This is a genomic window from Mediterraneibacter sp. (assembly GCF_030825015.1).
GTDB lineage: Bacteria > Bacillota > Clostridia > Lachnospirales > Lachnospiraceae > Mediterraneibacter.
Genome location: NZ_JAPJQP010000017.1, coordinates 1 through 11,589 on the forward strand (window position 1 = coordinate 1; position 11,589 = coordinate 11,589).

13 protein-coding genes and 1 riboswitch are annotated in these 11,589 nt (G+C 42.5%); of the genes, 2 read left to right on the plus strand and 11 right to left on the minus strand.

Annotated features, from left to right (window positions below; translation table 11 throughout):
- Positions 1–51: 51 nt before the first annotated feature.
- The 6 genes from RCH61_RS07665 to RCH61_RS07690 all read right to left on the minus strand — a co-directional run bounded on the left by RCH61_RS07665 (position 52) and on the right by RCH61_RS07690 (position 4,491).
- Positions 52–822, minus strand: a complete 771-nt coding sequence (locus RCH61_RS07665; protein WP_306480341.1) for a sirohydrochlorin cobaltochelatase — start codon at positions 820–822, stop codon at positions 52–54.
- Position 823: 1 nt separating this feature from the next.
- Positions 824–1,735 (minus strand): ABC transporter ATP-binding protein, encoded by a 912-nt coding sequence (locus tag RCH61_RS07670; protein ID WP_306480381.1) that lies wholly within the window; start codon positions 1,733–1,735, stop codon positions 824–826.
- 32 nt (positions 1,736–1,767) lie between these two features.
- Positions 1,768–2,544, minus strand: a complete 777-nt coding sequence (gene cbiQ / locus RCH61_RS07675; protein ID WP_306480342.1) for a cobalt ECF transporter T component CbiQ — start codon at positions 2,542–2,544, stop codon at positions 1,768–1,770.
- Between the two features lie 43 nt (positions 2,545–2,587).
- On the minus strand, positions 2,588–2,929 hold the full coding sequence (locus RCH61_RS07680) for an energy-coupling factor ABC transporter substrate-binding protein (RefSeq protein ID WP_306480343.1): 342 nt from the start codon (positions 2,927–2,929) through the stop codon (positions 2,588–2,590).
- Between the two features lies 1 nt (position 2,930).
- Positions 2,931–3,689 (minus strand): energy-coupling factor ABC transporter permease, encoded by a 759-nt coding sequence (locus RCH61_RS07685; RefSeq protein ID WP_306480344.1) that lies wholly within the window; start codon positions 3,687–3,689, stop codon positions 2,931–2,933.
- 30 nt (positions 3,690–3,719) lie between these two features.
- Positions 3,720–3,907: riboswitch (cobalamin riboswitch) on the minus strand.
- Positions 3,908–3,963: 56 nt separating this feature from the next.
- Entirely contained in the window at positions 3,964–4,491 is a 528-nt protein-coding gene (locus RCH61_RS07690) for a cob(I)yrinic acid a,c-diamide adenosyltransferase (protein ID WP_306480345.1), read from the minus strand.
- 197 nt (positions 4,492–4,688) lie between these two features.
- On the opposite strand from RCH61_RS07690, the gene RCH61_RS07695 reads away from it, so the two are divergent.
- Both RCH61_RS07695 and RCH61_RS07700 read left to right on the plus strand, forming a co-directional pair.
- Positions 4,689–5,060 (plus strand): VOC family protein, encoded by a 372-nt coding sequence (locus RCH61_RS07695; RefSeq protein ID WP_306480346.1) that lies wholly within the window; start codon positions 4,689–4,691, stop codon positions 5,058–5,060.
- A 113-nt stretch (positions 5,061–5,173) separates the two neighbouring features.
- Positions 5,174–5,542 carry an ArsR/SmtB family transcription factor gene (locus tag RCH61_RS07700; protein ID WP_306480347.1) on the plus strand — a complete coding sequence of 123 codons (369 nt, stop codon included), beginning with the start codon at positions 5,174–5,176 and terminating at the stop codon, positions 5,540–5,542.
- 12 nt (positions 5,543–5,554) lie between these two features.
- Here the strand turns inward: RCH61_RS07700 and RCH61_RS07705 are convergent, their stop codons facing one another.
- The 5 genes from RCH61_RS07705 to RCH61_RS07725 form a co-directional block, all read right to left on the minus strand.
- Positions 5,555–7,441, minus strand: a complete 1,887-nt coding sequence (locus tag RCH61_RS07705; RefSeq protein ID WP_306480348.1) for a heavy metal translocating P-type ATPase — start codon at positions 7,439–7,441, stop codon at positions 5,555–5,557.
- A gap of 90 nt (positions 7,442–7,531) precedes the next feature.
- Positions 7,532–7,750 carry a cation transporter gene (locus tag RCH61_RS07710; RefSeq protein ID WP_178006252.1) on the minus strand — a complete coding sequence of 73 codons (219 nt, stop codon included), beginning with the start codon at positions 7,748–7,750 and terminating at the stop codon, positions 7,532–7,534.
- Positions 7,751–8,044: 294 nt separating this feature from the next.
- Entirely contained in the window at positions 8,045–9,169 is a 1,125-nt protein-coding gene (locus RCH61_RS07715) for a coiled-coil domain-containing protein (RefSeq protein ID WP_178006251.1), read from the minus strand.
- Between the two features lie 240 nt (positions 9,170–9,409).
- A complete protein-coding gene (locus tag RCH61_RS07720) occupies positions 9,410–10,294 on the minus strand; it encodes a CPBP family intramembrane glutamic endopeptidase (protein WP_178006250.1) in 885 nt (294 codons plus the stop codon).
- On the minus strand, positions 10,291–11,583 hold the full coding sequence (locus RCH61_RS07725; protein ID WP_178006249.1) for an alanyl-tRNA editing protein: 1,293 nt from the start codon (positions 11,581–11,583) through the stop codon (positions 10,291–10,293). Before RCH61_RS07725 ends, RCH61_RS07720 begins: the two co-directional genes overlap by 4 nt.
- Between the last annotated feature and the right edge of the window lie 6 nt (positions 11,584–11,589).

The window sequence follows — 11,589 nt, forward strand, 5'->3', positions numbered from 1 at the left end:
CTTTTTTACTTTTATATCTTTTTTACTTTTAATGTCTTTTTTGTTTTGGCTCTACAGAACCGCTTCCTCTATATGTTCTGTAAATATTTTTCTGATCCCTTCAAGTTCTCCCAATCCTTTTAAAATCACTCTGACTTCATATCCCTTTTCCTCAAGCTCACTTTTCCAGGATTCTTCCTCCCCTGCCATATCATTTTTCGCATGATCTCCCGCAACAAACATAAACGGCATAAGCACAACTTTTTTCCTTCCTGATATTTCCAGCTTTGCCATGACATTTCTTAAATCCGGGAAACTTTCCACTGTTCCGACAAGCGCCTGATTATATCCCAAAGCATGAAACGTATACTCCAGTGTCGGATAGGCAGAATTTGCATGATGGTCCGTTCCATGTCCCATCAGCACAAGCATCTCGTCTTCTTCTACTTTCGTTTTCTCCATTACTGCATGGATCGCCTTTTTATAATCTTCTACGGAACTAAGGAGCGGTTTTCCGACATGCACTTTCCGAAACAACTGCATCTTATCAAAAACATCTTCCAGCATCCGGTCATTTTCTATCCCGTTAATGACATGAGTCGGCTGAACGATAACCTCTTCAATCCCGTCTGCCGCCATCCTTTCCAGCGCCTTTTTGACCGGATCGATCTGTATGTCTGCGGTACGTCTTAACTTCTTTATGATCATATTGCTTGTAAACGCCCTGTATACAGCCGCTTCTTTAAACGTCTCTGCGATTTCCTTTTCAAGTACGTCAATCGTTTTTTCCATCGTATCAAGATGGCTTGTTCCAAAACTGACTACAAGAATCCCTTTTCTCATTTTACATCTCCTCTCTGCTTCTGTCTGTTCTGACACTTTCCGCAAGTCTTGCTTCTAAGTTTTCCCATGTGCGCGGCAATCGGTCTTCCTCTGATAAAATTTTTTTCTCGATTAATTTTCTGTACACCCGAAGAACAGCCGGCATTTCTAACTCTGCCTCCTTTAGACCTTCAAGATCCTGACATATTTCTTCTGCTTCACCGTGACGAATGACTCTTCCTTCATGCATAAGCACGATCTCATCCGCCCATCCGTAGGCATACTCTATATCGTGAGTTGCGATCAATACCGTAATTCCTCTTTCCGATAAATGTCCGATCATTTCATTAACTTTTTTCGTGTGCTTCATATCAAGCGCAGCCGCAGGTTCATCTAAGATCATCACCTTCGGATGCATAACTAAAATATCTGCAATCGCGACCTGCTTCTTCTGTCCTCCGCTTAAAGCATGCGTCGGCTGGTCTTGAAACGAAGAAAGCTCCAATTCTTCGATCACCTGTCTGACCGCTCTTTCTGCTGTCTCCTCATCTGCTCCTAAATTCAATATTCCAAATGAAATTTCTTCATATACACTTGCCGAAAAAAGCTGCTCGTCTGGATTTTGAAATACAATCCCGACTTTGCGTCTCACATCTAAAAGACCTTTTTTTGTATATTCTATCTGCTTTCCATCTATTAAGATCCTACCGAAATCCGGTCTTCGAATCCCGTTCAAGCAAAGAAAAAAAGTTGATTTCCCTGAACCGTTTCCGCCCATAACCGCCACTTTTTTCCCTTTGCGAATTTTCAAATTCAAGTGATCAAGCGCCTTTGTTTTACTTCCTTCATATGTATAATCTACATTTTCCGCCCGGATCACATACTCGGTTTCTTCTCTTTCTTTTCCTTCTTTGTTTCTTTTTTCTTTAAACATGTTTTTGTCTGTTTTCTTAATATCTATCTTATTCATAACATCATCCGTTCTGCTGCCGCACAAATCATCAAAAGAATTTCAAATACCGCCAATAAAAAAATCTCTTTCCTTTTCACCTGCTGTTTCAAGCGCAGCACCTTTACTGTCCCATCATAGCCCCGCGCTTCCATCGCATCATACATTGCATTCGCCTTGCGAAAAGAGATCAAAAATAAAGAAACACTCATTTTCCCAAAAGACCGAATCTGTGTGCGATAATCTTTGTTTCCAAGCCGGGCTTCCTGCGCCGTCATAATCGCCGACGCCGTATGCAAAAGAAGAAAGACGAAGCGATAAATCAGCATCATCAATTCAATAAAGAGCTGAGGCATATGGATCTTTTGCAGCACCCCGATCAGATCCGTCATCGTCGTATTCAGCGAGAGGAAGTAAAGACATGATACGGACGCCAATGCCGTGACACACAAATTAACTGCCCAAAAAATGGATTCATAACTTGCCGTCACATAAAATCCCCCTATCCTTACGGCAAATGCATCCATAGGGACTTTTGATATGTTCAAAAAAACTGCTCCTGTCCCGACGATTAAAAATGCAGCAGGAATCAGCAATAGCTTCACATAGCGGGAAAAAGGAATCTTCCCCTTTCCCACTGTCAAAACTCCGTTTGCGATAAACACGATCAAAGACGCTGCATAGGAACGGCTCAAAATACAAATGAGAAGAGAAGAAATGGCATACACTGACTTCTCCGCTGCATTGACATATCTTAATTTTGAACTATAACACAGCTTATCTATAACGATCATTTACCGCTCCTTTCTAATTTATTCCAAAACCATTCTACTCATTTTACTTTTCCTGCAATGTTTCATATGCCTGTTCTCCCAGTTTGTCCGTCCATTTCTTGCGTTCCACAAACCTTCCCATTAGAAAGGCAATGATTCCGACTCCGATTCCTGTCTGAATGCAGAAAATAAGACTTTCTACTTCCCCCGGAAGTTCCCGATTTAAGGCAGTTTCCAAAACAGGGGTAAACCATGGTTCATATTCTCCATGTATTTCTTCCACCATCACGCTGCCCGCATCATCTGAACCGCCAAACTCTGCTTCTTTTAAGGCAAAAAGAGGAACAACCGCAATCAATACAACCGCGACCAATAATAGAATTACTGTTTTTTTATTTTTACTCATCCTACTTTTCCTCCTTTTTTTCTTTGAAGAATCCTATGCTTCTCAGCTCCGGCTTTGCATATGTCTCTAATCCGATCACGATCACAACTGTAAGAAATCCTTCAATCACGGCAAGAGGAATCTGGGTCGGTGCGAACACCCCGAGAAACTTTACCGCCGACGCCCCGATTCCTCCTGCCTCGGACGGATAAGCAAGCGCAAGCTGGATGCTTGTCACGCAATATGTAAACAGATCTCCCAAAAAAGCAGCGAAAAAGATGCCGACTCTTCGGTTCATGTTCAATTTTTGACATAATTTATAAATTCCAAACGAAACAACCGGACCTGCAACCGCCATGGAAAACGTATTTGCTCCAAGTGTCGTCAGTCCTCCGTGCGCTAAAAGCACCGCCTGAAAAATCAGAACGATCACTCCGAGCACACTTACGGACGCCGGTCCGAATAGAATTGCTCCCAGTCCCGTTCCCGTCATATGGGAACAGCTTCCCGTAACAGACGGGATCTTCAATGATGAAATAACGAAAATAAACGCTCCCGACATTGCGATCAGCGTTAAATTTCTCCGATTTTCTTTTACTTTATTTTTCAATGAAATAAAACCTGCGATCAGAAACGGCAGGCAGACGATCCCCCACGCGATACAATATCCTGCCGGAAGATATCCTTCCATAATATGCATCGCATTCGATACAGGCGCTACGGCAAATATCGCCGCAAATGCGATAGATGCTTTCAATAAGATTTTTTCTTTTTTTGACATGTTTTTTCTCCTTGATCATAATCCCGTAATCTACGAACTCATTTGAAAGTGAATATTCTGACTTAGGGATCAACGCAAATATTCCGCCTTCCCACAGAATCTTATTCCGCAGTGGCATCAGGAATACCGCTCCTCCAATACAGCAACGGGTATTGTGCAGGATTCTCACCTGACTTCCTCACAGATATCCGCCAAATAACTTCATCCGCAATCCGGCGTCCAAAACAAACTCGCTTTTATATCTGTTTATCTTTCAAACGTATGCCGAGTCCGACTAATACTCGATCCCTTTTCGTGCCCGGATTCCCAGGTCATAAGGGTGCTTCACCTTGCAGATCTCGGATACATAATCCGCTTTCTCCACAAGACGTTGGTCAGGATTGCGTCCGGTTAAGACAACTTCCAGACCTGTCGGTTTCTGTTCCAAAAAGCGAAACGCTTCTTCCTTCGGGATCAGCCCATACCCATATGCCGCCATAAACTCATCCATAACAAGCACATCATATGTTTCCTCCGATACTTTTCTCAAGATTTCATTCCACAGATTTCCATATATCTGCTTCACTTCTTCCCTCTCTTTTTCCGCCAATGTATTATAGAAACCATGTGATTTTTCCAGATGAATAACTTCGATTTCCGAAATTTCATCCAAAATTTTCAGCTCTCCTGAATTTTCATTTTTCAAAAAACGGGCAAAAAGCACTTTCTTTTCGCAGCCGGCCGCTCTCACCGCAAGTCCGATCGCAGCAGAAGTCTTTCCCTTGCCGTCTCCACAATAAATATGAATCAAACCTCGTTCCATCGTTTTTTCCTCTCTGTAAAAATCCTTTACATTTTACCACAAATATACACGCTATGACAATATTTTGTGCTATACTAAGTTGAGTCATACTAAAAAAGAAATCTTCTGATTGTTTGCTCTGCAAAAACAGTCGTACAGACACATCTCATTTTCGCACAAAATGCAAACCTTCAGTACAAATTATAAGGAGGAACAAAATGAATTTTACTTTTGCTCATAACAACTTAAACGTCTATGATCTGGACGCCTCTTTACAGTTCTATAAAGAGGCGCTCGGCCTTACTGTAACCCGCACAAAAGAAGCTTCTGACGGCAGCTTTAAGCTTGTTTATCTCGGAGATGCAGTCACCCCTCATAAACTGGAACTTACATGGCTTCGAGATATGGATCGCCCCTACAATTTAGGCGATAACGAGATTCACCTTGCATTTGAAACCGACGATTTTGATGCGGCTTACGCAAAACATAAAGAAATGGGATGCATCTGCTTTGAAAATCCGGGTATGGGAATCTATTTTATTTCCGATCCAGACGGATATTGGCTGGAGATCGTACCGCAGAAATTATAAGATCCAAAGGGCGGTCTTTCGGTTCTTTTCTTACCAAAAAACCAGCGCCCCAAGACGCTGGTTTTCCCTATCTTCAAAGATTTTTATATAATTTATAACAGCAGGAGGTTCTTATGGAACATTACACATTGCCTCATCAGCATAATCAATCGATGTCCCAGCTCATGGAACATTTTCCGGATATCGAAGCCTTTCAGTCCGCTGCCGATATCTTCAAACAGTTAAGTGACCCTACACGAGTCCGCATTTTTTGGATCTTATGCCATTGCGAAGAATGCGTGATCAATATCGCTTCCATGATGGAAATGAGCAGCCCTGCAGTCGCACACCACTTACGTCTGCTTCGTGCAAGCGGACTGATCGAATCCAGACGGGAAGGTAAGGAAACATATTACCGCGCCGGGACGTCGTCAAAAACACAGACGCTTCACCATATCATCGAAAAAATAATGGACATTTCCTGTATCACCAAAGAGGATTAATGTTCTCCGCTTTTACAGATTTTGGACACGAAGCGCTCTGACTGCATTTAAGACTGCAAGAATCATAACTCCTACATCCGCAAAGATCGCAAACCACATATTTGCAATTCCTAATGCACCGAGTCCAAGACAGGCAAATTTGATCACCAATGCAAACACAATATTTTGATATACGATCCGCAAACATTTTTTAGATATTTTGATTGCTTTCGATATCTTCAGCGGGTCGTCATCCATCAATACCACATCTGCTGCTTCAATCGCAGCGTCCGACCCCATGGCGCCCATTGCAATTCCAATATCTGCGCGAGTGAGTACCGGAGCATCGTTGATACCATCCCCTACAAAGACAAGTTTTTCCTTCTCTGATTTTTCAGCAAGAAGCTTTTCGACTTTTTCTACTTTATTTCCGGGGAGCAATTCACTGTACACCTCATCGATTCCCAAAATATCCGCTGTCTGTTCTGCAGTTTTCTTCGAATCTCCGGTCAAAATCACTGTTTTTTTGATACCCGCTCTTTTTAATTGTTCAACGGCCTCTTTAGAGTGCTCTTTCACAATATCGGAAATCACTATATGCCCTGCATATTCTTTATCAATCACCATATGAATGATCGTACCTGCCGTATGACATTCCAGATATTTTACTCCTAATTCTTTCATCAGTTTTCCATTGCCTGCCGCAACTTCATGACCATCGACAACGGCCGTGACCCCATGTCCGCTGATTTCCTGAATATCAGAAACTCTGCTTCTGTCGATTTCTTTTCCATAGGCTTTCTGCAGACTCTTACTGATCGGATGTGAAGAAGCACATTCTGCAAGAGCCGCATATTCCAATAATTTTTCTTCTTCCAAACGGTTATGATGAACTCCGCTCACCTCAAAAGTTCCCTTTGTCAGCGTACCTGTTTTATCAAACACAACATATTTCGCCTGTGATAACGTTTCCATATAATTCGATCCTTTGATCAGGACGCCTGCCTTGCTCGCTCCTCCGATTCCCGCAAAAAAGCTGAGCGGAATGCTGATCACAAGCGCGCATGGGCAACTGATAACAAGGAAGGTGAGCGCCCGGTAAATCCATACGCTCCACTGCGCTGTCTGCCCCGGCAATAACATCTGTATAACAGGAGGTAAAAGCGCTAATGCCAATGCTCCATAACATACCGCAGGCGTATAAACTTTGGCAAATTTAGAAATGAAATGCTCGGATTTTGATTTTCTGGAACTGGAATTTTCCACAAGTTCCAATATTTTGGAGACAGTAGACTCTTCAAACTCTTTCGTTGTCCGAACTTTCAAAACACCTGTCAAATTAATACAGCCGCTGATGATCTCATCGCCCTGCCGTACATCACGGGGGATACTTTCCCCTGTCAAAGCGCCTGTATTCAAACTGGATTTTCCTTCTACAACAATGCCGTCTAACGGTACTTTTTCACCTGGCTGCACAACGATGATGCTTCCCACTTCCACTTCGTCCGGATCTGCTTTCTCCAGTTTTCCGTCCTGTTCCACATTTGCATAGTCAGGTCGGATATCCATCAATTCACTGATATTCTTTCGGCTTTTCCCAACTGCATAGCTTTGAAACAATTCTCCGATCTGATAGAAAAGCATTACTGCGATTGCTTCATTATAATCACCGCTTTTGGAAGAAACGGCAAGTACAAACGCTCCAACAGTTGCAACAGCCATCAAAAAATTCTCATCAAATACGCGGCGGTTCATAATTCCCTTTCCTGCTTTTCTCAAAATATCATATCCGATAATGAAATAAGCGATCAAATAGAGAACCAACCGTAAAATTCCCTCTGCCGGAACAAAATTTAATCCAATCGTCAAGAATGCTGTGACGAGAATCCGGGCCAGCATTTTTTTTTGCTTTTTACTCATTGTATCCTCCCGCTTTATGATATATATTCAATTATTCATGTACACTCTGTAAAGCAGCCTCTCTGTACATGATACATACAAGATCCTTTCTTAAAATTCAATCTCACAATCCGGCTCCACTTTTTTACAGGCTTTTAATACCTCTTTCATCACTTCTTCCGGCTCTTTTCCTTCTTCAAAACGAACGATCATTTTCTGTGTCATAAAATTCACGGTCACATCTGCGACTCCTACAATTTTTTTCGCTGCATCTTCCATCAAATTCGCACAATTTGCACAGTCTACTTCGATTTTATACGTTTTTTTCATCTCTGATACCTCTTCTCTTTCCATATATTTTACTCATTTCAATAATTAAACATTTGTTTAATCTTTATAGCTGTAATATACACCTCTTCCATCAGGATGTCAATCTTTTTCTATTTTCAAATGCAAAAATATGCTTCCGAACATCCCAGAAGGTTCTTCCTTTCCCATGATAAAAGTTTCTTACACAATAAAAGCAGGAGCTGTACTCACAACTCCTGCAATTTACTTATGTATCATTTACCTTATTTCATACATTTATGTACGTTTTCTCAAAACATCGCCAATTCTGTTGATCTATTGACGAACATAAACCATTCCTGCCTGAACAGGTCCAATCTTCACAGGTTCACTCTCCTGCGGTGCGTGGATCATCATACCATTTCCGATATAGATTCCACAGTGATCCCAGTTCGTACACACATCACCAGGCTGCGGATCGCTGACACGAGGCCATCCCATGAATGTATATGTCGTTCCTACACGGCTATAACTTCCTGTCAGACAATAGCCAACAAGACCTGAACAGTCAAAAGCATTCGGTCCTGTCGCCCCCCATACATAAGGAAGTCCGATACATCCGTATGCACGGTCAACAATCACATTCCCTGTTACCGGATCATAAGGAGCTGCACTGCTGCCGCCTGAAGATCCTGCATTTCCCGGATTCGAAGGCGCCACTGTGCCTGGGTTCACATTATTCTTCGCTTCCTCTTCCTGTCTGCGGCGTTCTTCTTCCGCTTTCCGTTCCTCTTCCGCTTTTCTTGCTGCTTCCTGGATCATACTGTCAAGATTTGTAATCTCATCTTTTTTAGAATTGATCGTCTCTGTCAGCGTTGCCTGCTCTGCCTTATATTCCTTCTCCGTTGCCTCCAGATTCTTCTGTTCTGTCTCAAGCGTTTCCTGAAGATTCTCAATCTCTGTCACTGTATTCGTATATTCTTTGAGCTGTTCACGGTCATACTCATGCATCTTCTGCGAATATTCCGCCTGACTAAGCATACTTGACATATCGCCGGATGTCATAACTTTCTCAACCGTAGCGCTGCCTGTTCCGGATTCATACATAAATTTGATCCGCTTTTTCATAGCCTCGTACTGCTCTTCTTTTTTCTCTTCCGCAACTTTCAGATCTTCCTGTGCCTGAATGATTGCTTCTCCTGTTTCGATCAGCTTAAGTTCCAACTCATTCGCCTTTTGGATCAACGTATCGAACTGAGACTGAAGATCAGAAAGTTCACTTTCCGCTTCTGTTTTCTGATTCTTTAAATTTTCTTCATCTGATGCCGGATTCGCAAACGCAGGCGTCACCACCAGCGAGCAAATCAAAGCAGATGCCAAAAATGCACTATGTACTCTTTTTAATCTCATACTGCCACCTTTCCTCATTTTTTTATCTATGTCCCCACATAATAACATCATACAACACAAGCGTCTGCTTTTCAACAAAGTTTACGAAAAAAACACAAAAACATCCGACATGCATTTTGTTCCTATGAATGTCAGCAAAAATGCAGGGTATTTGTATCATTTACTTCTATTATTATAAAATAAATAATAACAAATATCCTGCATTTTTTCAATACTTTTTTAACATTTCCGTAACATTTCCCTTGTTTCTTACAACTCTTCTCCAGTCTGTTTTCTCATCAAGCCTTTGATTTATTCTTCTCTGATAACTGTTTTTTGCATAGAAAGAAACAAAAGTGAACAGACAAGCGCGCCCACGATTACCACCGCCGCCATCTGCATCGGCTCTGACAAAAAATAAGTAAACAAACCTGCCTGTAAAAAAAGAACAGAACATATATTAAGTACAATATGAAGAAGTACCGGAGCTTTCAGGGAACCAAACTTCTCATAAACATACGCCAAAAGCATTCCTAAAAGAAAACTATATACGATCTGAATTCCACCGGAATGCATGAATGCATACAAAATTGCCGTACACACCATGGAGTACGCAAAACCTTGGCGCTCCCGAAACCGTTTAAACAAAATCCCACGAAACATCAATTCTTCCGATATCGGAATAATTATTCCTAAAGCGATCACTTCCAAAGGCAGACTGACCGCTCCGCTTATCAATGTTTCCTGTACGCTTTCCGGATCATAAAACGCAAACTGCGCCATCATCATCAGACACTCTGCCGCAATACCGCCTGCACCCCCAAACAGTACAAGTATCCAATAACGGGAGAATCCCACCTGTTTTATCTCAATCCCGCATTGCCGTTCTGCCTTCCGATCCCGACGAAACAAAATCACTGTCATGATCATTGACGCTAATGACGCTAATGTCGTAATCACAAGACTGTACTTTGCAACGATTTCGTATGCCGGCTGCATCGCATCCATATATGCACTCATCACATCCTGCATAGCGGGATAACCGCTTTCCCGAACGAGATCTCTATATGCTCCCATCATATACGGAAATGTGATCACGAACTCTGCGCAAAATTCCACAATCCAGCGAATACCAAGATATCCAAGAAGGGGACCCATCAGACTCCAGAACGGATTTTTTCTTTGAATCTGATTCATCGGCTTTCCCTCTCTTTCTCCCAATTTATAAGCCACTTTTCTATCTTTTCTTTTTCTCCGCGAACCGTTCCCTGAACCATCTCAGGCTTTCCGCCTCCGCGGCCGTCAAACTGTGCATGAAACTCCTTTGCCAAATCGCGCACGTTCTGCTGCCTGCTTCCCAAAACATATCGGTATCCGTCTGAATCATTTCCATAAAATACCGCACAGGAAGGATGTCCTGCATCTAAAACAAAATTCATCAGTATACGCATAGAATCTCCGCTGAACTCCTCTGTAAAAATGCAGACAGACTTTCCGTTTTTCGGAATCATATCAGCCCTTGCCCTGACAAAATGTTTCTCCTTCTCCGAAAGTTCATACTTCAGTCTGCTTACTTCCTCAGACAGATGTACCACCGCTTCTGCAATCTCTCCTTCTTTTGCACAAAGAAGACGGGAAATTTCTTTTGTCTGATTTTCTTTGCGCACATAGTCTGCAAGCGCACGAACACCACACAACATTGTAATTCTGACGCCGCCTTTATATCTCTGCATATGAACCAGTTTGATTATTCCGATTTCTCCGGTATACGCCGTATGAGGCGCGCAGCAGGCACAGCAGTCATATCCCGGAATCTCGATAATACGAACCTGTCCCTCGATCTCAATCTTACTTCTATATTCGATCTGAGACAGTTCCTCCTTCTTCGGATAATGTGTAAGCACCTTAAGGTTTTTCCACACAGCCTCGTTTGCTTCTGCTTCAATCTGGCGAAGCTGTTCCTCCGTAAGCTCACCGTCGAAATCCATCGTACAATCTTCACTTCCAAGATGAAAGCCGACATTATGATATCCGTATGCCGCGTGAATCAATCCGGAAACAATGTGCTCACCCGTATGCTGCTGCATTTTCATAAACCGTTCTTCCCAATCAATGCGCCCCTCCACGGATGTTCCGACTTCCAGACAACCGTCTGTTACATGAAAGATACGACCGTCCCGTTCACAAACATCTAACACCCGAACGATCTTCCCTGCTCTTTCTGCTTTTTGGGATTTTTCTGCTCTTTCTGTTGTGTCTGTTATTTCTCCCGTCTCATTTACATCAGCTCCGAGCAAACACAGGACTCCGGTATCGGCATATTGTCCTCCGCCCTCAGGGAAAAAGGCCGTCCGGTCAAGTTCAACCTCATAACATTCTTTTCCGTTTCCTTTTTTCCCTTTTCTGCATTCTGCCTCGACGCAGGAGAGAACCTCTGCTTTAAATTTTGAAAGATGACTGTCTTTATAAAACAGTTTTTCTGTCATTTTCTA